Below are 23,805 nucleotides of genomic sequence, written 5' to 3'. Positions count from 1 at the left end.
CCGCCGTGAAAAGGCGGTGTCTTAACCCCTTGACCAACGGACCAGAGTTGTTATTTTTAACTCTTACTATTATACAGACTTTTTCTGACTTGTCAACAACTTTTTTAAACTTTTTATGTTTTTTTGTATGACTCCCTAATGAGTACGGATATCAAACTCCTTAAACACAATACGTAAGTCTCTCAATACTCTTTGACGCCCTCGGAAGCGTTCATGTCTTAAGACGCGTTCTAACTCTTCTTGTTTGTCTTTACTTTGTTTGTTTCTATAATCTCTTAGTGTCTCATGAAAGAGATAATACTCATCTAGCCACATACCTCCCTCACTGATACGATGACTAATCTCACCTACTTCTTCATAGGGTTCTTTATCATATCTACGCTTCTGGCTTTCCTGCTTACGGATATAGTCTAGGATCCGATTACGGAATTTAGTTTTGAAGTATTTACGTAAGCGTGGGATATCTTCTACTATTCCTTCTTCTCTACTAATCAATTCATGTAAGCAAATCATTCCCTCTTGGTCCCAATCTGATAGCTCCCATAAATGGAGATGATATTCATTTCTACACTTATATACAATCCCCTGGACTTCTTCATATAATTCTTTAAACATAACGTTCCCCTTTCTAGATACAGTCTAACAAATCAAGAACTTAATTGGGACCATTTCGCCTATTCTGTCTCCTTTACCGTCTCAACTGCACAAAAAAGAGAGGTCACGCCTCTCTCAGGGTTATATTTCATCATTCATTTTTGACTTTACTTCATCATAAGATAATGCATGAGATTCCTCTTCTACGGTTTCAGGCATCTTTCCTGTTTCGTAAAGAGCTTTAATTTGTGTACTATCCAATGTTTCGTATTTCAATAATGCTTCTGCAATCAACTTGTGAGTTTCACGATTTGACTGAATAATTTCAGCAGCTTTATTTCGTGCTTCATTCAATAATGAACGAACCTCTTCATCAATTTCATAAGCTGTTTGCTCTGAGATTGATTTTTGAGGACTCTGTGCACCAAACATAGCATGGTTTCCTTCATATTGTACTGGGCCAAGTTTTTCACTCATACCGTACTCTGTAACCATTGCACGCGCCATTTGTGTCGCTTGTTCAAAGTCGTTCGAAGCTCCTGTAGTTTGAACATTAAAGATAATTTCTTCAGCTACACGTCCACCCATTAAGCCAGCCAATTGCTCTTTCATATCTTCTTTAGATAGAAGCATTTGGTCTTCCTTAGGAAGTGCAATCATATAACCGCCTGCACGGCCGCGTGGTACGATAGTAACTTTATGAACAACACGGGCATTCGACAAGACTAGACCAACAATGGTATGTCCTGCCTCATGATAGGCAACCAATTCACGTTCTTTTTGTGAAACTGTCTTATCTTTCTTAGAAGGTCCAGCAATAACTCTATCTTCTGCTTCATCAATATCTGAGGCATCGATGATTGATTTATTGCGACGAGCAGCAACTAAAGCTGCTTCATTCAAGACATTCTCTAAATCAGCACCAACAAAGCCAGGAGTTTGTTGAGCCACTAATTTCAAATCAACATCTTCTGCTAAAGGCTTATTCTTAGCATGAACTTTCAAAATTGCTTCGCGCCCCTTAACATCAGGACGGCCAACCAATACTTTTCTATCAAAACGTCCTGGACGCAGAAGGGCAGGGTCAAGTACATCTGAACGGTTTGTCGCAGCAATAACGATAATTCCTTCATTACCCTCAAAACCATCCATCTCAATCAAGAGTTGGTTCAAGGTTTGTTCACGTTCATCATTTCCTCCGCCAAGACCAACTCCACGTTGACGTCCAACAGCATCAATTTCATCGATAAAGATGATAGCTGGTGCTGCTTTTTTTGCATCTTCAAAAAGAGAACGAACACGACTAGCTCCAACTCCGACAAACATTTCTACAAAATCAGAACCTGAGATACTAAAGAATGGAACACCTGCTTCTCCGGCAACTGCTTTAGCAAGCAAAGTCTTACCTGTTCCCGGAGGTCCCTCCAGAAGGACACCTGCTGGAATACGAGCTCCAAGTTTTGTAAATCGTTTTGGATCTTTTAAGAATTCAACAACTTCAACTAGTTCTTGTTTTTCTTCCTCAGCTCCAGCAACATCTGAAAATCTTACTTTAATATCTTCTTTATTTGCAGCTTTAGCCTTACTACGTCCAAAACTCATTGGGTTACGGCTATTATTTCCTCCCATATTTCCCATCATAGAGAATAGGAAGAAGAAGAGGATACCGAATGGCACAATGGATACAAGAATATTAATCCACATACCACTTGAACTTTCATGCTTAACAGTTACTTCCGCCTTATGATCAGAAGCAAGTTTTTGCAATTCAGATACTGTCGTATCTGAAGGAAGAATGATGCTTGAAAATTTCTCTACTGTTGTAGCAGAAGGAGAAAAGAACTGAATGCCTGTTTCTTCTTTACTTGTTTTAGGATTTTTATAAACACCTGAAACTTCGATAACACTGCCATTTGGTTGGTAAGTCAATTCTTTTACATTGTCATCGGTAATTTCTTTTACCAATTCTGTATAATTAATTTGCTCACTTTTCCCTGTAACACTACCGGTACTAAAATACTGATAACCTGTAACTAGGAAAAAAATAAGTAATAACCATAGAAAAGGATTTTTAATTAAACCATTATTTTGTTTTTTCATTAAAAATTGTTCTTTCTAATTTGAATACACTTCTTCTTTCAATACTCCAACATAAGGAAGGTTACGATAATTTTCTTTGTAGTCTAAGCCATAACCTACTACAAACTCATTTGGAATAGTAAAGCAGGTATAGTCTGCCTCAATTTCTACAACACGCCCCTCTGGTTTATCCAACAAGGTTGCAATGTTAACAGAAGCAGCTTCTCTTTCAATAAACATATCTCGCAAATTCTTCAAAGTTTGTCCTGTATCAATGATATCCTCTACAAATAGAACATGTCTTCCTTTGATATCTTGAGTCACATCTTGCTTGATATTAATGACACCACTACTTGCTGTTCCACCATGATAGCTAGAAACCATCATAAAGTCCATTTCAATATGTGTATCAATATGTTTAACCAATTCAGCCATAAAAGGAATAGATCCTTTTAAAATCCCAACTAAAATTGGATTTTTTCCTGCATAGTCTTTAGTGAGTTGAGCACCTAATTTTTTAGCAGCTTCTGTAATTTCATCGTGTGAAACGAGGATTTTTTTAATATCGTTTTCTAACATTTTTTTACCTATCTATTTTTTCTATATAAAGTACAGTGTTCATTATATCATTTTTCGTGTTTTTACTCAAATTACTGGTCGCAATTCCCAAAATTGAGACAATTTCACCAAATTGCTCAATAATCAGAGCTGATTTTCGCTTTTCCATAGGGATTTTCAAATCAATAAATAGACGTCTGAGTTTTTTTCTATGCCCATTTAGAATCAAAACATCTCCTGTTTTTCTAGGGCGAATGAGTATTGATGTTTCTCGTGAAACAGGTATTTGTTGAATTGAATCACCTTCTAAAGGAATTCCAAAGGAAAATTTATATCCTTGATAAGTAACTTGATTTTGATAGTGTAACACAAGTTCCTCTTCCTTTTCATCAGCCTGAGGACTGATTTTACAAATCTGAAACTGTTGGTACTCTTTTATCAATTCATAACCATTTTTAAGCGGATTACGATACTGGCTTTTAGTTTTTAAAATTTGTCTAACTTCTTTAAACTGAGCTTTTGTAAGATTCAAATCTGGAAAACGATTCAGATAAGTTTGAAGTAAAACTCTTTGTGTAGACTCAGAGTAAGAAAATAGCTGCTCTACATTTTCTACATCAATATTATTTGATAATTCAGCTATGGCTAAGTCATAATCTAAAATTTCATTGCCGATTCTCAATATTGCATCCCTAAACCGAGGATTTTCTTTTTCCAATTCTGGTAAGTAAGAGTTTCGAATACGGTTGCGCAAATAATGATTTTCCTGATTTGATATATCTTCAAAGTGAAAAATTGGTGGAAAGTCTTTTTTTTGAAAATGCAAGAAGGGACGAATGATTTCTATCTCTCCGACTACTTGCTTCTCCTTAATTCCTGATAGATAGCGCAAACGAGTGCCTCGAATCAAGCGCATCAAAATCGTTTCCACCTGATCATCAGCATGGTGGGCAGTGACTAAAGCTGTCGCACCTGTCTTTTTCATGACCTTTTTAAAAAATTCATAACGAAAATCTCGAGCACGCGCTTCCGAAAATTCTCCTGAAAAATTGCTGATATAAATAGGAAGCTCTGCTTCAGCAGCCAACTTCCTTAATTCCTTTTCTTCCCCATCTGATTCTACTCTCTGCTTATGATTCACATGAGCTAGAATCAATTCAATTTCTAACTCTTTTTGATACATAGATAATAGCTTAAATAGAAACATAGAATCTAATCCACCAGAAAGAGCTAGCACGACCTTAGCATGTTTTTTGAAATATCCCTTATTAAGAAAATGATTTAAAAAATCTTGTTCTCTCATTTTAGAACCTCATAAACATCTTTGGATATCTTAGAAATCGTATCATAATCAGAATTTTTAGTGAAAATAGAAAGAATAAATGGAGAATCTGCATAGACAACACCTGTATCATGCTTAAATTCATCCGCATCTCCAATTTTATGAGCTACTTTAACAGAAACACCTTTGGCAATTCTCTCATTATCAAAATCTGTTTTAGTCAAAGACTCCAATACAAATCCATTTTGATTATAAATTGCCTCCATAACCTTCCCAGCCATCTTAGAAGAAATCAATTTTTCTTTTGAATCCCAATCATCTCCCATAATAGCAGACATCTTGGATTTGAATGTGGCATCAGATTGGTTTGAAATGTAATATCCCAATAGATTATGAGCTACATTATCAGATTCTTTTGATACTTTCGTAATTAAATCTTTTAGAGAATACTCTTTATTATCCTCTTTTTTAGGAAGACTACCACTTCCTTCTGGTTTATAGGAACCTGGAAAATCATTGACTGCAGATATGTATTTTACAGTCGTATCTAACTGATAAAGACCTTCATTTATTTTTTCTTGCGTATAATAAAGATAAGGGAGTTTCAAAACACTAGCCGCATACATCTTTTCATCTTGATTGATACCAGCTTCTTTTCCAGTAGTCAGTTGCTTAACATAAATAGAAAATGAATCCTTCTGATATTTTTCCGATAACATTTCTTGGACTTTACTCATCCGATTATCTTCTTCAGAAGTTGATTCTTTAGCTACCCATCCAGCCTGATCAATATGTAGAAATTCTCTTCCTTCTACAAACATGGTCTTATCAATTGATACTTGCGAATAAGCTGATAAGGATGATTTCACTTCTTTTAAGTCATAAGGACTATTGTACAGTTTAAAATCAGATTCTAACCATACTTTTTTTATTGTTGGAGTTACCTCTGATTGATCATATAAAAATCGTTTGTCCGCAGCTATAAATTGATGATTTGATAGCTTAAATACCGGAATTCCTTGTTTATTTAAGTTCCACTCGGTTATTTGAAAACTTGTTTGGGGAGTCAATTTTCCAGATTCCACTACTAAATCTTCATTCGCATAAACAGGAACCTCTCCATAAACCATGGGAGAACTTAATTTTTCTCTAAAATAAATACCAAAGTCAGATTGTGAAAGGTAATAAATTTCTTTCGAAGTATAGACGACTTCTTTTTCTGTGCTAACGACTTTTGAAATAGTCAAAAAACTCGGTAGCAACAAAATAATTAAGAACTTACGCATTCTTCCTTTCCTTTTCTTCTTGTAAACGCAATAATTGATTTTTATCAGCCAACTCTTCTAGTTTTTCATCCGATAGACTCAAAAATTGCTCTATTACATCTAATAAATTTTCCATTTTATCACCTTGGGAGCAAGTCAGGAATCGTATAAACAGCTTCCCGATTCTTAGAATAATAATATTTTGCACGCATGTATTTAGCAGCGTAATCTTCATCTTTCAACTTTGTAGCAAAAGCTGTCTCTTTCTCCTTTTCCTCACTCAAGTTTTGATACTGAGTTTGCAAGTCTGATAACTGTTGACGTCTTTGGAGTAATTGGTGATAACTTTGAGCAAGATTATAAGTTGGTAAAATGAACAATAAAATCATCAAAATAAGAACCCAACCCATGAAACGATTACGTTTTTGTCGTTCTTTCATCAGATAGCGACGACGTTGATGTTCATTTTGAATAAAAGAATTATTCAATTGTACAATATTTTTAGACATTTTCTTCTACCCGTGTTTCGCTGATAATTTCATACATGCCTGCTGCATCTTCTTTTTTTGTACTATCTTTCATCTCCAGTACTTTTACAAGTAGCAACTTATTGCCAAAACGAATTTCAACTTGGTCATTAACTTTCAAATCCGTTGAACTTTTGGCCAAGATTCCATTTACCTTGATTCTACCTTTATCTGCTACTTCTTTTGCGACTGTACGACGCTTGATAATTCTTGATACTTTTAAATATTTGTCTAATCTCATTTTTATTACCTCAAATTATTATTGTACCATTTTTATCCCTTTTATAGAAGAAAAATGTTAAAGGGAAATTGCTTCCTTTGATTCTTTTATCTCTAATAAACTTTCTCCAAAAATGAGCAGACCTTCTAAAATTTCATAGTCCTTCTTGTTTCGGATGTCAAATACAACTTCCATTAATCCCTTATTCTCAGTTATGGCTGCTTTTAAATTCGTTGCAGATAAAGATTTAAAATAATCTTGAGCCAAAAACAATCGCTGAGTGACTTTTTCAAATTGTACTGTAATCTTATTATCTTTTCTTTCCACACGTTGAACAAAGACCTTGTCAAGATAAGACTTAACCAAACCAATCTCTAAAAGATAGGCTACCACGTCTGGGTACTCTCCAAAGCGGTCCATCAACTCTTCTTGTAACTCTTCATAGTTGGCACGGTTGTCAATTTGACGAATTTTCTTGTAAATTTCAATCTTATGTCGTTGATCAGAAATATAGGTATCAGGAAGATAGGCATCAATTTGTAAAATCAACTCAGCATTCCCTTTGGTTCTTGTGTTCCCATTACCATGTCGTTTAGCAATAGCTTCCTCCAATAATTGCGAATACAATTCAAAACCAACAGAATCAATGAAACCAGACTGGGATTTCCCTAAAAGATTTCCTGCTCCGCGAATCGAAAGATCTCGCATTGCAATCTTAAATCCGGAGCCCAATTCTGTAAATCCTTTGATTGCTTCTAATCTCTTTTCAGATACTTCACTGATTGATTTTTCCGGACGATACATGAGATAAGCATAAGCAATACGATTACTACGACCAACTCTTCCTCTTAACTGATACAAGGTTGACAAGCCCATATGGTCCGCATTTTCAATAAATAAAGTATTGGCATTTGGAATGTCCACCCCTGTCTCAATAATGGTAGTTGTCACCAAGATATCATACTGACCTTCAATGAAATCTAGTAGAGTATTTTCTAACTGAATCTCACTCATTTGCCCATGAACATACCCAATTGAAGCCTCTGGAATCAACTCCTGTAATTCTGAAACCTTCTGATCAATTGTGTCAACTTTATTGTAAAGATAGTAAACTTGACCTCCACGGTCCATTTCACGTAAGACAGCATCACGAATCACACTATCATTCTTTTCCAAAACATAGGTCTGAACAGGATAACGATTAGTCGGCGGAGTTTCAATAACAGACAAATCTCTGATTCCCAGCATAGACATGTGAAGGGTACGAGGAATTGGCGTTGCTGTCAAGGTCAGAACATCTACTTGTTTTTTCAGTTCTTTCAAGGTTTCCTTATGCTTGACACCAAATCGCTGCTCCTCATCAATAATCATTAAGCCCAAATCAGCAAACACAACATCTTTTGACAAAACACGATGTGTTCCAATCAGAATATCAACTTGACCCTTTTTCAATTTTTCAAGTGTTTCAGTCTGCTCTTTTTTACTTCTAAAGCGACTCAACACATCAATATTAACTGCAAAATTTTGGAATCGTTCCTTAAAATTCGTATAGTGCTGTTGCGCTAAAACCGTCGTCGGAACTAGAACGACAACCTGTTTGTGATCATTGACTGCCTTAAAGGCTGCACGCATAGCAACTTCAGTCTTTCCAAAACCAACATCCCCAACTAAAAGTCGATCCATTGGTTGAGAAGCCTGCATATCTCTCTTGATTTCCTCAACACTACGAAGTTGATCATCCGTTTCAACATAAGGGAAGGCATCATCAAAAGCATGTTGATCCTCATCATCAGCTGAGAAAGCAAAACCCTTCAACTGGCTGCGCTCAGAATAAAGTTTGATTAAATCGTCAGCTATATCCTCTACCTGGTTCTTAACTTTTTGCTTGGCTTTTTTGAAATGACCGTCATTTAATTTATTGAGTTTAGGAGCTTTACCGTCACTTGAAACGTATTTGGAAAGTAGATGAATCTGTTCCACTGGGATAGAGATTTGATCCCCGTTTTGGTATTGAACACTGACATAATCACGGTGAATCCCTTTGATTTCAATTGTTTCAATCCCTAGATATTGACCAATTCCATGGATATGGTGAACAACGTAATCTCCTTTTTCAAGTTCATTGTAATCTTTTAATCTCTCTGCGTTTGAAACATGTTGTCTTCGAAAACGACGTTTCAATTTCTTTTGAAAAATCTCATGTTCAGTTATCAATAAAACCTTTTCATCTACAAAATGAAAACCATGTCTGAGATTACCCTCAATTAAGTTTACAGATTCTTTACAAACACTTGACTTATCTCTAGAATCCAATTTAATCTGGTATTCCTCTAAAACATCCTCCAATGTTTTACTTCCCATTGAATTGCTAGACTGCAGGATAATAGTATAATCCATTTTTTTGTATCGCTCAATTTCTTCTTTTAGAAAAGAAAATTGATTGAAAAACTCCTGCATAGGATATTGATTAAATTGATAAATTTGGTCAAACTTGAGATTGCCTAACCCCTTTTGCAGATTAGAGAAAAAGGTAACTGGTCTTTGTTTTTTATAGATTTGCTCTGTATCTGCAAAATACTGCATCTCAGAAAATGCTTTACTGTTCTGTAATTCTTCTGTAAAGTATTGTGCTAACTCCCTTTCAAAGACTTCATACTGATTCATCAATTTCTGATAATCATCAAAGAATACTGGGGTATCTTTTTCAATATAGTCAAAGACAGTCCATGTCTTTTCATAGCACAAAGATAAAAACTTCCGTGAATCTGAATGTATTTGTTTTTGGTGAAAACTTGAAAGAATTTCTTCTAGATAGGATTTCAAAATCGGTGATAACGTTTTTGAAATTTGTTTTTCTAAAGCTGACTGTCCTCGTTGATAATCCTTTTCTCTCAAAAGCATATCACTAGCTGGAAAGATAGTGAGTTCTGTCTGATTTTCTTTCGATAATTGTGTTTCGACTTCAAATAACCTAATACCATCAATTTCATCACCAAAAAACTCAATTCGGCAAGGTTCTAACTGGGATATTTCAAAAATATCTAAAATATCTCCTCGTATACTAAACTCTCCCTGAGTTTGTACTTGTGTAACTTTTCGATAGCCTATCTCTTTTAACTGATGGATAAGTGCGTGTTGGTCATATTCTTCACCAACTGTTATTTTTACAATACTATCTTTAAATATATTGGGAGACGGTAAAATCAATCGACTTGCTGCGATATTACAAACTAAAATCCCTTTCTTAGATGAATCAGTCAAAAAACGCAAGGCTTCAACCCGTGAAATGATTTTTTCTTGTGAAGACATCAAAAACTCGACCATAGGGGAGTCATCTACCAAAAATGGATAGACAAGTTCCTCACCCAAGATAGATATAAGATCACTAACAAGTCCTTCGGCTTCTCCATAAGTTGACGTCAATAACACAATCTTATCTTCCTGTCTCAAACTACTAGCAATTGCTAAAGTTTTTGTAGAAGTTGACAAGCCTAAGATTAATTGTCTTTTCTTATCTGTCAGATTTTGATGCCATTTTTTTATCTGATCATTTTCTGAGAATAAATCTAATAAGGTCACCATTTATCCGTTATACCTCTGCATCGTTTTTTCAAAGTTTTTCTCTTGTAAATAGTAGTTTACAGAATCGTCAACTTTGTCAATAGACTGTAAAATACCAATATAATCATCCTTGTCAAAAGTACTCAAAACATGGTGAACAACTGACATGCCATTTTTAGGTCTTCCGATTCCAATTTTAACACGATTAAAGGTTTGGGTTCCAATATGTTGAATAATAGACTTGATACCATTATGACCACCTGCTGAACCTTTTGCTCTTAAACGAATTTTCCCAACTTCCATGTCAAGGTCATCGTAAATGATGAGTAAATCTTCAATATCCAAACCATAATAAGTCAATAAAGCATGAACCGCTTTTCCACTTTCATTCATAAATGTCGTTGGTTTGACAAGATAAATTTTTTCTCCATTTAGGAAAAAGGATGCTAGGTCAGCTTGAAATATCTTATCGTGTGTAAAAGTGACATTCTGTTTCTTCGCTAGTTGGTCAATCAACATAAATCCAACATTGTGTTTGGTCTCAAAATATTTATCTCCTGGATTTCCTAATCCTACAAGTAATTTGGTCATTTATTTTTCCTTTCAAAAGCCAAAAGGGTTGGAATTTTTTTCCAACCTAATTGACACTATTTGTTAAATATTATTAGACATTAAAGCGGAATTCCATGATATCGCCATCTTGAACGATATATTCTTTTCCTTCTTCACGCAAGCGCCCAGCTTCTTTTACAGCCTTTTCAGATCCATATTTCACTAGATCCTCATATGACATAGTTACTGCACGAATAAATCCTTTTTCAAAGTCTGAGTGGATAATACCAGCTGCTTGAGGAGCCTTCATACCACGTTTAAAGGTCCAAGCGCGAACTTCTTTTTCACCAGCTGTGAAGTAAGTTCCCAATCCAAGTAAGTGGTAAGCTGCACGAGTCAACTTGTCAACGCCTGACTCTGTCAAACCAAGTGCTTCAAGAAACTCTTGCTTATCTTCTTCGTCTAACTCAGAAATTTCTTCCTCAGCACGCGCAGAAATAACGACTACTTCAGCATTTTCTGTCGCTGCGAATTCACGAATTTGTTTAACATAGTCGATAGAGTCAGGTTCTGAAACAACATCCTCATCCACATTGGCAACATAGAGCACTGGTTTAGTCGTCAAAAGGAAGAGACCTTTGACAACTTTTTGTTCTTCATCTGTAAATTCAATAGTTCGAGCTGATTTTCCATCTTCTAGGACTGGTTTAATCTTTTGAAGAACATTAAACTCAGCTACTGATTCTTTATCTTTTTGCGTACATGCCATCTTTTCTACACGCGCATAACGCTTATTAACTGATTCTAAGTCAGCAAGAATCAACTCCAGGTTAATAGTATCAATATCTGCAAGTGGATCCACAAAAGCATCTTCACGTCCTTGCTCGCGCATCACATTTTCATCATCAAAAGCACGAACTACGTGAACAATCGCGTCTACTTCACGGATATTAGCCAAGAATTTATTCCCTAGCCCTTCTCCTTTTGAAGCTCCTTTTACAATTCCTGCGATATCTGTAAATTCAAATGTTGTTGGAACTGTCTTTTTAGGAGTGATCATTTCAGTCAATTTTTGTAGGCGTTCATCTGGAACCTCAACCATTCCAACGTTTGGATCAATCGTCGCAAATGGATAGTTTGCAGCCTCTGCTCCTGCTTTTGTAATTGCATTAAATAGTGTTGATTTACCAACGTTTGGCAAACCAACGATACCTGCTGTTAAAGCCATATTTTCTCATTCTCCGTTTTCATTTCAATCCCTAATATTATAACACAAAAAGGGAAAACTTGCTAACCCTCTAACTGAGGGGTTTCAGTCAATAATTTTATTCATTTTTCGATCAAAATCATAGCGCCCCATCATGACAACATGGTCACAATTGCTACATTTAATTTTGATATCTGCTCCTACACGTGTAATTTCCCAACGATTGGCCTTTTTACCTGTTGACTTGATGGTGCAAGCATGTGGTTTTTTCATTTCAACAAAATTTCCAACTTGATACATACTACTCTCCTTCTCTTTTTAGATTATATCATAAAAGAGGCGAGCCAGGCTCAACCTCTTTCACTTAATTTGTACGAACTGGTGTAATGAGCTGCATGAAGTCTTCATCAGTGTCTGCTGGCACAAGAGTAAATGGACGAACAGCTGAGATAAAGCTAATGGTCACCTTTTCGCTATTTAAAGCCTTAAGAGAATCAATCAAGTAAGTTGGGTTGAAACTAATAGTCAAATCTTCACCAGTCACCTGATCAGTATCGATTTCTTCGTTTACTTTACCAACTTCTGGAGAATGAACATGGGCGCTAACAATACCACCTTTAATTTCAAGCTTCACAGTACCATTTTGAGTCGCACTTGATAAAAGGCGAGCACGCTCCATTGACTGACGTAAGTTTACCACATCAAAAGTAATAGTAGTGTTAAAGTCTGTCGGAATCAAGCGATCTGTATCAGGATAGTTACCTTCTAACAAACGAGTATAGAAGCTAATATTTTCGCTTCTAAAGAGGATTTGATTGTTGGCAAAGAAAATCTCTACAGTTTCAATATCGTCTGTAAATACTGCTGAAAATTCGCGTAGAGAACGGCTAGGAATCACGACATCAAAATCATCACTATTTTTTTCAAGAGTCAATTTTTTCTGGCTTAGACGATGAGAGTCTGTTGCAACTGTTTTTAACTCTTTGTGTTGGCTCAATACAAAATGAACACCTGTTAAAATTGGACGACTTTCTTGTGTACTTGCAGCAAAAGCTGTTTCATTGATAATTTTCTTAAGTAATTTTGTTTCAAGAACCAAAGGAGTGCTTGCTGAAATTTCTTGGATTCGTGGATATTGCTCGCTATCTTTTCCTTTTAGGGTAATTTCTGATTTGCCACTAGTTAAAACAATTTGGTTTTGTTCAATTTCTTTAAAATCAAGAGTCACATCAGGTAGACTAGATACCACATTGATGAAGAAAGAAGCTTCAAGAAGGATCGAACCTAAAGAAGTAATTAACAAACCAGCATCTTCATTTTTTTGAGAAATAAAATTTTCAATTGAAATTTGACCATTTGAACCAATTAAAGTAACACCTTCATTGGTTACGTCAATTTTGACGGTTGATAAAATAGGAATGGCATTTTTAGAGCTAATAGCTCTCTTAGTAGTATTTAAGGCTTGTAGAAATAAATTTTTATTAATTGAAAAATGAATCATGGATTCTCCTTTATTTATTTTTAGTATTAGAAGGATAATAGTAATAATAGAGTCTGTGAAATCTGTGGAAAACAGACTTTAAACAAGTCATATCAAGTTTTTGGGCTTGTTTAAAAAATGTGGATAAAAAAGATAATAAAGTAAAAGTTATCCACAAGTTATTTGATTTTCTTTTTGATTGATTCAATTTCTAAACGTAAATTATCGTCTTCATCAATCAAAGATTTAATTTTGGCATGGGCATGAATGACTGTTGTGTGATCTTTACCACCAAATTCCTTCCCAATTTTTGGAAGACTATTATCTGTTAGTTCTCTAGATAAATACATGGCTACTTGACGGGCTAACACAATATTTTGAAGGCGTCTGCTTCCCTTCATTTCTTTGACGCTGACACCATAAAAGTTACCAACTTCATTTTGGATTTTATCAATTGGGATGACGAGCATTTGGCTAACATCTTGTTTGCGTGCCCTAATAGCCTCTGCAGCGATATCGATAGTGATATCCTTAATCTTCTTCACTCGGGCGATTAAAGTGATGTCGTTGATTGCTCCTTCAAGTTCTCGGACGTTTGAATCAAATTGACCAGCTAGGTATTCTAGGGTATCACTTTGGAAATGGTAGTCTAAATTCTCTGTTTTGCTTTGTAAAATGGCAATACGTGTCTCAAAGTCAGGTGGTGTGATATTTTGCGTCAAGCCCCAGCTAAAGCGCGTGACAAGTCTTTCTTCAAGGCCCTCTAAGTGTTTAGGGCTACGATCACTAGTCAGAACAATTTGTTTTTGATTGTTATGGAGAACATTGAAAGTATTGAAAAATTCTTCCTGAGTTGCAACTTTTTTTCCACTCAGCGATTGAATATCATCAATTAACAAGAGATCGAGGCTACGGTAGGTTTTTTTGAACTTATCCATTTCACCCAGTCTCAGATGTTCAAGAAAGTCGTTTATAAAGCTTTCAGCAGGAATGTACTTCACACGCGCATCAGGAATATTTTTCAAAATCTCATTCCCAATGGCATTGAGTAAGTGAGTCTTACCAAGCCCAGGTCCTCCATAGATAAAAAGAGGATTATAGGTCAAGGCCAAATCTTCAGAGACAGCCAGGGCGGCTGATACTGCCCAAACATTTCCATCCCCTTGGATAAAATTATCAAAGGTATACTTTTCTTTTAATCCAGTATCCGAATAAGGAATAGATGCTAACTTTGGACTATAGTCATAGAGAGTTGAATTTGGAGCTTCTTCAACTTGTGGGATAATCGTATCTTGAGGCTTGGTGAAAATATAGTGGGGAGTTATTTCAGCATCATAAATCTCAAAACCAGCTACTACAATGATATCTTTTAGTTGTTTTTCCCAGACCATTTCCATTTCAGATCGTGGTAAAAATATAGTGGCAACATTTTCTTCTACCTTAATGAGTTCAGCTTGAATAGCATAGAAATCATACATGGAACGAGTTAGTCTTTCTTGTGCAAATTCTAATATACGATTCCAAAATTGTTTTTCTTTCAATCCTTTCTCCTCCTTTACTATTTAAAAGTTTAATGCTAGATTTATTTTACCATAGATAGCAAGAATTTTCCACAAGCTGTGAAAAATAATCCACAATGTTATCAAGTTTTATCCACAGGTTGGGGATAAAATCAGAAACTATTGATTTATGAAGCTTTTTTTTGAAAAAAATAGTGGATAACCTTGTGAGATAAAAAAATAAAAGAACAGCCTTATTTCAGGCTGTTGATAATTCTACTGTATTCTTCTTGGTTTGAGAAAGCAATAATGATTTTTCCACTATCTTTTTTAGACAGTTTGATTTCTACATCTAATCCGAGTATTTTTTTTAACTGTTCTTCTTCATTTTGTATGAAATAATCATTTTTTTGCAGTTTCTTTTGTTTTTTCTCTGTCAGAAGAGCTTCTAACTTCCTTACAGAAATGTCTTCTTCTATGATTCGTTGAAAGAAATAGTCTTGTTGTTCCTTATTTAACCCAACTAGAGAACGCGCATGGGCTTGTGATAGTTTGCCGTTTTCTATTTCTGAGAGGATCTGTTCTGGCAAGGACAGCAAGCGAATAGAGTTGCTGATATATGGACGAGACTTGCCCATTTTATCTGCAATTTCAGCATGGGTAAATCCTTTCTCTACAAGAGATTCATAGGCTCGTGCTTCTTCTATTGGATTTAAATTTTCTCTTTGCAAATTTTCAATGATGGACTGGACCATCATCTCTTGATCTGAAAGCTGTTTAACAACAGCTGGGATAGACGTTAGACCAGCTAAAAGTGAAGCCCGATAGCGTCTCTCTCCTGCAAGGATTTCATAACCAATAACAGGAGATTGACGAACAATAATCGGTTGAATGACCCCATTTTCTTTGATAGACTGTGCTAGTTCATGTAGTTTTTCTCCATCAAATTCTTTTCGAGGTTGATAGGGATTTTTTTGTATATCCGTGATAGAAATCATTTCAAATTTTTCCATGATTCTACACTAACATATCTTTTCTCTTATGTAAAGCTTTCTTTACATAGATGTCAATTAAGATTCTAAATCACCTGAACTCTTGTCAAGTTTAATAGATGTAGTTTCTTCTTTACCGTTACGATAGTAAGTTATCTTAATGGTGTCTCCGATAGAATGATTGTAAAGAGCACTTTGTAAGTCTGTTGATGAAGCAATCTCCTTGTCATCTACTTTTGTAATAACATCGTATTTTTCAAGGTGACCATTTGCAGGCATATTACTTTGCACAGAACGAACAACTACACCAGATGTTACATTGCTTGGAATATTGAGTCTTCTAATATCACTTGTATTAATATTTGAGAGATTGACCATTTGGATGCCCAAAGCTGGACGAGTCACTTTTCCGTTCTTTTCTAACTGTTCAATAATATTGATAGCATCATTTGCAGGGATTGCAAAACCAAGACCTTCTACAGATGTTCCTCCATTTGTGGCAATTTTACTTGAGGTAATTCCGATAACCTGTCCTTGAATATTGATAAGTGGGCCACCAGAGTTACCTGGGTTAATAGCAGTATCAGTTTGGATAGCTTTTGTAGAAATGGCTTGTCCATCTTCAGATTTTAAGGACACATTTCGATTAAGACTAGATACAATACCCTGAGTGACAGTATTTGCATATTCAGAACCCAATGGGCTACCAATAGCAATGGCAGTTTCTCCTACGGTTAACTTGCTAGAATCACCAAATTCAGCTACTGTTGTCACTTTTTCTGAAGAGATTTTGACGACAGCAATATCAGAGAAAGTATCCGCTCCGACGATTTCTCCAGGTACTTTAGTTCCATCTGACAAACGAATATCTACTTTGCTGGCACCATTTATAACGTGATTGTTGGTGACGATGTAAGCTTCTTTATCATTCTTTTTATAAATAACCCCAGATCCTTCACTAGAGATTTGCTGAGAATCTGTGTCAGTATCATCATTACCAAATACGCTATTTTGTCTGTTTGCTGAATAAGTAATAACAGAAACAACGGCATCTTTTACTTTGTTAACAGCCTGTGTTGTTGAATTTTCATTCTTATAGGCAGTCTGTGTAATAGTACTATTGTTGTTAGAGGTACTTTCAGTACTTTTTTGAGTTAGTTGGTTTATTGAAAAGCTACCCAAGGCTCCACTAAAAAAGCTAATGACGATAACGACTAATAATTGAAACCATTTTTTATAAAATGTTTTTAAATGTTTCATATTTGCCTCCATTTGTTTGAAATTACTGAAAGTATAAACTGACTAGCTTAATTATAACTTAAAAACAAAAGTTTTTCACAGATTGTGGATAACTTTTAAAAATCTGTGGTTTTCTAGGTGAAATTTAACCTTTTGTTTTGTGAATAAGATGTGAAAAAATAGAGAATATGTTAGAATAGAGTCATGAAAATTAAAGTTATAACAGTTGGGAAACTGAAAGAAAAGTATTTAAAAGATGGCATCGCAGAGTATTCAAAACGAATTTCTCGATTTGCTAAACTTGAAATGATTGAGCTAGCAGATGAAAAGACACCAGATAAGGCCAGTGAATCAGAAAATCAAAAGATTTTAGAAATAGAAGGTCAGAGAATTTTATCAAAAGTTGGTGACCGTGATTTCGTGATTGTGTTGGCTATCGAAGGGAAAACTTTCTCCTCAGAAGAATTTAGTAAACAATTAGAAGAAGCTTCTATAAAAGGATTTTCTACTCTTACATTTATTATTGGAGGGAGTCTGGGACTAGCACAGGATGTAAAAAAGAGAGCCAATCTCTCTGTTAGTTTTGGTCGTTTAACCTTGCCCCATCAGTTAATGAGACTAGTCCTTGTTGAACAAATCTATCGAGCTTTTACAATACAGCAGGGCTCGCCCTATCATAAATAGAAAATTGACTTTCAATTGAATTTTTGGTAGAATAGCTGTGTTAGGTCTCATAGCTCAGCTGGATAGAGCATTCGCCTTCTAAGCGAACGGTCGCAGGTTCGAATCCTGCTGGGATCAATATAGTAGCAAAGCTGGGAATTTTCCCGGCTTTTTTCTTAAAAAAGTACACTTGGGGAGAAAAAAATGACAGTTGAGAGAATTTTATCTAAAACGAAATTCCATTTTGTATAATAGTTTTTGTAAGTTAGTTTACAAGAAAAAAACATTGAGGAGATTTTATTATGAAAAACACAGTTAAATTGGAACAGTTTGTAGCCTTGAAGGAAAAAGACTTGCAAAAGATTAAAGGTGGGGAAAGTAGGGTTTCAGACATCCTCCTTGATTTTCTTTTCCGACGAAAAAAGTAATGAAATAAGGAGAAAGAGTAATGAATTTACTTGGATTTGGGACAGTTATTGTTCATTTTTTAATTATTAGTCACAGTTACCGTTTAATTTGTAAAGGTCAAATAAAAGCAAAGGAACTATACGTTTTTGGTGCTTATACATTACTAGTGGAAGCAGTACTTGAACTTACCTTCTATTTTCTATCTTTAGATGGGTTAGGAATTGTAACATTTTTATTTCCTTTGGGATTATATTCCTATTTTAGATGGATTAAACAGTATGAGAAGAATAGGGGACTATTCCTAAGTTTACTACTGTCTCTTTTATATGAGAGTACTCATAACTTTCTGTCCGTAACTTTCTCCTCTATAACAGGAGACAATTTTGTTTTACAATATTATTACCCATTCTTTTCCGTTGTAACGGTGTTGACCTATTTTGTTGTCTCAAAAATCATTCATTATTTCCACTTAGAATTAACCTATTTTGACAAGGACTACCTTTATCCTTTCTTGAAAAAAGTATTTTTTGCCTTACTATTGCTACATATTGTATCTTTCGTTTCAGATATAGTAAGTACGATTAAACATTTGAATAGTTTTGGAAGTATTTTATCATCTATTGTCTTTATCTCTTTACTTTTGACCTTCTTTGCAATGAATTCGCATAAAGAACAAATGGAGAAAGAGATTGCTTTGAAGCAGAAAAAATTTGAACAGAAACATTTACAGAATTATACAGATGAAATTGTCGGTCTGTATAATGAAATTCGTGGTTTTCGGCATGACTATGCTGGAATGCTTGTCAGCATGCAGATGGCAATTGACAGTGGTGATTTACAGGAAATTGACAGAGTTTACAATGAAGTTTTGGTCAAAGCAAATCACAAATTGCGTTCAGATAAGTACACTTACTTTGATTTAAACAATATAGAAGATTCAGCCTTACGAAGTTTGGTTGCTCAGTCCATTGTCTATGCTCGAAATAACGGTGTAGATTTTACACTGGAAGTAAAAGATATAATTACTAGACTACCAATAGACCTTCTGGATTTAGTTCGTATTATGAGTATTTTATTGAACAATGCTGTCGAAGGATCGGCTGATAGTTATAAAAAGCAGATGGAAGTAGCAGTTATTAAGATGGAAACTGAAACAGTGATTGTGATTCAGAATTCATGTAAAATGACGATGACTCCTTCAGGAGATCTATTTGCTTTAGGATTCTCTACTAAGGGAAGAAATCGCGGAGTAGGATTAAATAATGTGAAAGAACTACTAGATAAGTACAACAATATTATTTTAGAAACAGAGATGGAAGGCAGTACATTTAGACAAATTATTAGATTTAAGAGGGAATTTGAATGAAAGTTTTAATTTTAGAAGATGTTATTGAACATCAAGTGAGACTAGAGAGAATATTGGATGAAATTTCGAAAGAATCGAATATTCCAATATCATACAAGACAACGGGAAAAGTTCGTGAATTTGAAGAATACATTGAAAACGACGAAGTAAACCAGCTTTATTTCCTAGATATCGATATTCATGGAATTGAGAAAAAGGGATTTGAAGTTGCTCAGCTCATTCGTCATCACAATCCCTACGCTATTATCGTCTTTATCACCAGTCGATCAGAGTTTGCGACTCTAACCTATAAATACCAGGTATCAGCCCTAGATTTTGTTGATAAGGATATCAATGATGAGTTATTTAAGAAGAGAATTGAGCAAAATATCTTCTACACGAAGAGTATGTTACTTGAAAATGAAGATGTGGTAGATTATTTTGACTACAATTACAAGGGAAATGATTTAAAAATTCCTTACCATGACATTCTGTATATTGAAACGACAGGAGTTTCTCATAAATTGCGCATTATTGGTAAGAATTTTGCCAAAGAGTTTTACGGTACCATGACAGATATTCAGGAAAAGGACAAACATACTCAGAGATTTTATTCTCCTCATAAGTTATTTTTGGTAAATATAGGCAATATCAGAGAAATTGACCGAAAGAATCTAGAAGTTGTTTTCTATGAAGATCATCGCTGTCCTATTTCAAGGTTAAAAATTAGAAAGTTAAAAGATATTTTAGAGAAAAAATCTCAAAAGTAATTGACAATTAGCAAGAAATTGATATAATGGTTATATCTGCTACAGATAGAAGGTCCGTTGGTCAAGGGGTTAAGACACCGCCTTTTCACGGCGGTAACACGGGTTCGAATCCCGTACGGACTATTTTATCCGCCATAGCTCAGTTGGTAGTAGCGCATGACTGTTAATCATGATGTCGTAGGTTCGAGTCCTACTGGCGGAGTATAGATAAAAGGGAACATAGTGTTGTTCCCTTTTTTGTATCAATTTGTATCACCAAGCATCTTCATAAGGAAATCTGTTATTTCTTGAGGACTTTCTTTTTTTCCATGTGCAATCCAAGTTTGACAGACACCAAAAAGTGCATGAGTTAGATAGATGCTACTATATTCTAATTCAGTGGTATTGAGATTTAGTTGCATAAATCGCTTTTGTAAATCTGTGCTGAGCATGATATGAAGTTTATTTCTTAAGAAATTTTGGATTTCTTTAGTCCCATTTTCAGAAAGAAGGGCGGCCAGAAGTGGTTCTGACTCTAGATATTCAAATACTTCTAAAATAGCATCTCTTTTGTGATGAGCATGTTTTTGAAAAATATATTCAAATGTATGAAATAGCTTGCTTTGATAGTGCTCAATCATATCATACTTATCCTTATAGTGAGTATAGAAGCTGGAACGACTAATTCCGGCTTTTTCTGCTAACTTGACAGTAGAAATTTGATCGAATGGTTGTTCTATCAGTAGTTGTACCATAGCATTTTCAATAGTTCGCTTTGTTTTTAAGCGTTTGTTACTTTCTTGCATATTTCCTCCTTGTAAACAAATTAGACTATATGTCTAAAAATGGATTTTTTATCTTGTAATTTAGATTTTTTATTGTATAATCTATTATATCAAAATTTTAGACAATATGTTTAAAAAAGGAGAAACTATGTTTAAAGAATGGAAAGCAATTTTAAAAAAACCAACCTTTATTATTGTCATGATAGGTATTTCTCTTATTCCAGCTCTGTACAATATCATATTTTTGTCATCAATGTGGGATCCATATGGGCAATTGCCTGACTTACCTGTGGCAGTTGTCAATAATGATAAAAAGGCTTCCTATAATGGTAGTAATATGGCAATAGGAAAAGACATGGTGTCCAATTTAAAAGAAAATAAAACCTTGGATTTTCATTTCGTGGATGAAGATGAAGGAAAGAAGGGATTGGAAGATGGCGATTACTATATGGTAGTGACTTTACCCAGTGATTTATCTGAAAAAGCATCTTCTATTTTAACGGATCATCCAGAGCAAATGCAAATCGATTATCAGACTTCAAGTGGTCATAGCTTTATTGCCAGCAAGATGAGCGATTCTGCGATGACACAATTAAAGCAGAGTGTTTCAACCAATGTAACCGAGACCTATACTAAAGCTTTATTCAACAAAATGGTCGATTTAAAGGATGGTATGAGTCAAGCAGCTTCTGGTAGTGAAAAATTAACTGATGGAGCGAATCAGTTAGTGACAGGAAGTCAAACATTAACTACTAACCTACACTCTTTAGCAGATTCAAGTTTAACATTTTCAAATGGAACGGAACAGTTTACTAGAGGATTATCCTCTTATATTTCTGGTGTCGAACAACTTCATCTTGGCTTAGGGAATTTTAATAGTGGTTTAGTTACATATACTGGTGCAGTGAGTCAATTAGATAACGGATTAGGTCAATTATCTTCTAAAAGTCCTGAATTAGTAAGAGGAATCAATCAGTTATATACTGGTGTAGAATCCTATACTGGCGGTGTTTCTCAGCTTAATACTGGTCTTAATCAATTTTCATCTGGTGTTAGTGCCTACACCAATGGAGTGGTAAGTCTTGCAACAGGTGCTAATCAGTTATCTAATCAATCAGCTACACTTCGAATGGGGGTGGAGCAATTAAGTGAAGGTATTCAACAACTTTCTAGCAAGTTAGATGCTTCATCTAAGCAAAAAGATCAAATTAATCAATTATCTTCCGGTCTGAATCAGTTAAATCAAGTTATTCAAAATATTGATGTTGGAGATACAAAACAATTAGATTCTGTTTTATCAAGTATGGTATCTCTTTCTAATCAAATGTTAGTAAGTGCTCAGTCTGATAAAGCGACTACATTAGCTAATATTCAATCGACAGCAGCTTATCAATCATTGACAAGTGAGCAACAAGCTGAGATAAGCGCTTCTGTATCTCAAAATTCGACTGATAGTATTCAATTGGCTCAGTCAATTATAGCTTTAGTACAAGGTTTACAGGGAAGTTTGGAAAACTTACAAAATCAATCTTCAAATCTTTCGACATTAAAAAATCAAGCTAATCAAGTATTACCGCTTGCTTCTACTTCTTTGACAGGATTGTCAAGTGGATTAACAGAAATACAAGGAGCTGTTACTAGCAAATTAGTTCCTGACAGTCAGTCGATTGCATCAGGTGTAAAGGCATATACTATAGGTGTTGATAAAGTTTCTCAGGGCGCAAGTCAACTAAGTGAAAAAAATGCCAACTTGACAGGTAGTTTGGATCAACTAGTTTCAGGCTCAAACACCTTGACACAAAAATCTTCTAACTTGACAGCAGGAGTTGGTCAATTAGTTGAAAAAACTCCAGAATTAGTGTCTGGTATTGAAAAATTATCAACTGGCTCCAATCAATTGAATCAAAAGAGTCAAGAATTGATAGCAGGAGTTGATAAATTGCAGTCAGGATCGGGTCAATTAGCTGACAAATCAAGTCAGTTACTTTCAGGTGCTTCTCAATTAGAAAGTGGAGCTAATAAATTGGCAGATGGAGCTGGGAAACTAGCAGAAGGTGGAACAAAGTTAACTTCTGGATTGGAAGGTTTACAGATAGGAGTTGCTTCTTTGGGACAAGGATTAGGTAATGCTAGTGATCAACTCAAGTCAGCATCAACAGAATCTAAAAATGCAGAGATTTTGTCAAATCCTCTCAGTCTCTCCAAAACTGACAATGACCAAGTTCCTGTAAATGGAATTGCAATGGCTCCTTATATGATATCAGTTGCTCTCTTTGTTGCAGCAATATCAACGAATATGATCTTTGCGAAGTTGCCTTCAGGACGTCATCCGGAGAGCCGTTGGGCTTGGTTGAAATCTCGAGCTGAAATAAATGGTATTATAGCTGTTTTAGCAGGAATTTTGGTATATGGAGGAGTTCATCTTATTGGTTTAACTGCAAATCATGAGATGAGAACATTTATTCTCATTATCCTAACAAGTTTAGCATTCATGTCTATGGTGACCTCTTTAACAACATGGAATAGCCGTATAGGAGCTTTCTTTTCTCTTATTTTGCTTTTATTACAGTTAGCATCAAGTGCAGGTACTTACCCACTTACTTTGACAAATGATTTCTTTAGAGCCATTAATCCCTGGTTACCAATGAGTTATTCAGTTTCGGGATTACGACAAACAATTTCTATGACAGGAAATATTCATCATCAAGTCATTTTCCTTGCTGTGATATTAGCCCTATTTACTGGTTTAGGTATGCTAGCCTATCGACCTAAGAAAATGGAAGAAGATTAAAAAAATCGA

22 protein-coding genes and 3 tRNA genes are annotated in these 23,805 nt (G+C 35.1%); 8 read left to right on the top strand and 17 right to left on the bottom strand.

What is annotated here, in order from left to right:
• Positions 1-135: 135 nt before the first annotated feature.
• The 16 genes from QP439_RS02890 to htrA form a co-directional block, all read right to left on the bottom strand.
• Positions 136-615 carry a sigma-70 RNA polymerase sigma factor region 4 domain-containing protein gene (locus tag QP439_RS02890; RefSeq protein WP_000471939.1) on the bottom strand — a complete coding sequence of 160 codons (480 nt, stop codon included), beginning with the start codon at positions 613-615 and terminating at the stop codon, positions 136-138.
• A gap of 120 nt (positions 616-735) precedes the next feature.
• The gene (ftsH, locus tag QP439_RS02885) at positions 736-2,694 is read right to left on the bottom strand and encodes an ATP-dependent zinc metalloprotease FtsH (RefSeq protein WP_285387526.1); all 1,959 of its coding nucleotides are present in this window, start codon (positions 2,692-2,694) and stop codon (positions 736-738) included.
• Between the two features lie 15 nt (positions 2,695-2,709).
• The gene (gene hpt, locus QP439_RS02880; RefSeq protein ID WP_000892177.1) at positions 2,710-3,252 is read right to left on the bottom strand and encodes a hypoxanthine phosphoribosyltransferase; all 543 of its coding nucleotides are present in this window, start codon (positions 3,250-3,252) and stop codon (positions 2,710-2,712) included.
• A 4-nt stretch (positions 3,253-3,256) separates the two neighbouring features.
• Complete coding sequence (gene tilS, locus QP439_RS02875) at positions 3,257-4,534, bottom strand: tRNA lysidine(34) synthetase TilS (protein WP_261043484.1); 1,278 nt, start codon at positions 4,532-4,534, stop codon at positions 3,257-3,259.
• Positions 4,531-5,799, bottom strand: a complete 1,269-nt coding sequence (locus QP439_RS02870) for a serine hydrolase (protein WP_285387524.1) — start codon at positions 5,797-5,799, stop codon at positions 4,531-4,533. The genes tilS and QP439_RS02870 overlap by 4 nt, the downstream gene beginning before the upstream one ends.
• The gene (locus QP439_RS02865; RefSeq protein WP_000429334.1) at positions 5,792-5,914 is read right to left on the bottom strand and encodes an SP_0009 family protein; all 123 of its coding nucleotides are present in this window, start codon (positions 5,912-5,914) and stop codon (positions 5,792-5,794) included. The genes QP439_RS02870 and QP439_RS02865 overlap by 8 nt, the downstream gene beginning before the upstream one ends.
• A 4-nt stretch (positions 5,915-5,918) precedes the next feature.
• A complete protein-coding gene (locus tag QP439_RS02860; RefSeq protein WP_020902315.1) occupies positions 5,919-6,287 on the bottom strand; it encodes a septum formation initiator family protein in 369 nt (122 codons plus the stop codon).
• Positions 6,280-6,546 carry an RNA-binding S4 domain-containing protein gene (locus tag QP439_RS02855; RefSeq protein ID WP_001234978.1) on the bottom strand — a complete coding sequence of 89 codons (267 nt, stop codon included), beginning with the start codon at positions 6,544-6,546 and terminating at the stop codon, positions 6,280-6,282. Before QP439_RS02855 ends, QP439_RS02860 begins: the two co-directional genes overlap by 8 nt.
• Positions 6,547-6,603: 57 nt before the next feature.
• Complete coding sequence (gene mfd, locus QP439_RS02850; RefSeq protein WP_285387516.1) at positions 6,604-10,107, bottom strand: transcription-repair coupling factor; 3,504 nt, start codon at positions 10,105-10,107, stop codon at positions 6,604-6,606.
• The gene (gene pth, locus QP439_RS02845; RefSeq protein ID WP_000163936.1) at positions 10,108-10,677 is read right to left on the bottom strand and encodes an aminoacyl-tRNA hydrolase; all 570 of its coding nucleotides are present in this window, start codon (positions 10,675-10,677) and stop codon (positions 10,108-10,110) included.
• 73 nt (positions 10,678-10,750) lie between these two features.
• Complete coding sequence (ychF, locus tag QP439_RS02840; RefSeq protein WP_084928695.1) at positions 10,751-11,866, bottom strand: redox-regulated ATPase YchF; 1,116 nt, start codon at positions 11,864-11,866, stop codon at positions 10,751-10,753.
• Positions 11,867-11,950: 84 nt separating this feature from the next.
• Complete coding sequence (locus QP439_RS02835) at positions 11,951-12,145, bottom strand: DUF951 domain-containing protein (RefSeq protein ID WP_000285186.1); 195 nt, start codon at positions 12,143-12,145, stop codon at positions 11,951-11,953.
• 64 nt (positions 12,146-12,209) lie between these two features.
• On the bottom strand, positions 12,210-13,346 hold the full coding sequence (gene dnaN, locus QP439_RS02830) for a DNA polymerase III subunit beta (RefSeq protein WP_000581174.1): 1,137 nt from the start codon (positions 13,344-13,346) through the stop codon (positions 12,210-12,212).
• 158 nt (positions 13,347-13,504) lie between these two features.
• Positions 13,505-14,866, bottom strand: a complete 1,362-nt coding sequence (gene dnaA, locus QP439_RS02825; protein WP_033687629.1) for a chromosomal replication initiator protein DnaA — start codon at positions 14,864-14,866, stop codon at positions 13,505-13,507.
• Between the two features lie 212 nt (positions 14,867-15,078).
• Positions 15,079-15,837 (bottom strand): ParB/RepB/Spo0J family partition protein, encoded by a 759-nt coding sequence (locus QP439_RS02820; RefSeq protein ID WP_084928696.1) that lies wholly within the window; start codon positions 15,835-15,837, stop codon positions 15,079-15,081.
• 57 nt (positions 15,838-15,894) lie between these two features.
• Positions 15,895-17,076 (bottom strand): serine protease HtrA, encoded by a 1,182-nt coding sequence (gene htrA, locus QP439_RS02815; RefSeq protein WP_285387514.1) that lies wholly within the window; start codon positions 17,074-17,076, stop codon positions 15,895-15,897.
• Between the two features lie 183 nt (positions 17,077-17,259).
• On the opposite strand from htrA, the gene rlmH reads away from it, so the two are divergent.
• From rlmH to QP439_RS02780, 7 genes are all read left to right on the top strand, one after another.
• Entirely contained in the window at positions 17,260-17,739 is a 480-nt protein-coding gene (gene rlmH / locus QP439_RS02810; protein WP_285387513.1) for a 23S rRNA (pseudouridine(1915)-N(3))-methyltransferase RlmH, read from the top strand.
• 43 nt (positions 17,740-17,782) lie between these two features.
• A tRNA-Arg gene (locus QP439_RS02805) sits at positions 17,783-17,856 on the top strand.
• Between the two features lie 164 nt (positions 17,857-18,020).
• Positions 18,021-18,146 (top strand): competence-stimulating peptide ComC, encoded by a 126-nt coding sequence (comC, locus tag QP439_RS02800; RefSeq protein ID WP_049535516.1) that lies wholly within the window; start codon positions 18,021-18,023, stop codon positions 18,144-18,146.
• Between the two features lie 20 nt (positions 18,147-18,166).
• Positions 18,167-19,492: a competence system sensor histidine kinase ComD gene (gene comD / locus QP439_RS02795; RefSeq protein WP_285387510.1), complete on the top strand. Its 1,326-nt coding sequence runs from the start codon at positions 18,167-18,169 to the stop codon at positions 19,490-19,492.
• On the top strand, positions 19,489-20,241 hold the full coding sequence (comE, locus tag QP439_RS02790; RefSeq protein WP_285387509.1) for a competence system response regulator transcription factor ComE: 753 nt from the start codon (positions 19,489-19,491) through the stop codon (positions 20,239-20,241). Before comD ends, comE begins: the two co-directional genes overlap by 4 nt.
• Positions 20,242-20,292: 51 nt before the next feature.
• Positions 20,293-20,364, top strand: a tRNA-Glu gene (locus QP439_RS02785).
• A gap of 5 nt (positions 20,365-20,369) precedes the next feature.
• Positions 20,370-20,443: transfer RNA gene (locus QP439_RS02780), tRNA-Asn, on the top strand.
• Between the two features lie 40 nt (positions 20,444-20,483).
• Here the strand turns inward: QP439_RS02780 and QP439_RS02775 are convergent.
• Positions 20,484-21,026, bottom strand: coding sequence for a TetR/AcrR family transcriptional regulator (locus QP439_RS02775; protein WP_001158259.1), 543 nt, complete (start codon positions 21,024-21,026; stop codon positions 20,484-20,486).
• A gap of 127 nt (positions 21,027-21,153) precedes the next feature.
• Between QP439_RS02775 and QP439_RS02770 the strand changes: the two genes are divergently transcribed.
• On the top strand, positions 21,154-23,796 hold the full coding sequence (locus QP439_RS02770) for a YhgE/Pip domain-containing protein (protein WP_101782439.1): 2,643 nt from the start codon (positions 21,154-21,156) through the stop codon (positions 23,794-23,796).
• Positions 23,797-23,805: the final 9 nt, after the last annotated feature.

The organism is Streptococcus sp. UMB1203 (assembly GCF_030217725.1).
Lineage (GTDB): Bacteria > Bacillota > Bacilli > Lactobacillales > Streptococcaceae > Streptococcus.
This window is presented reverse-complemented; position numbering and strand designations above follow the sequence as displayed.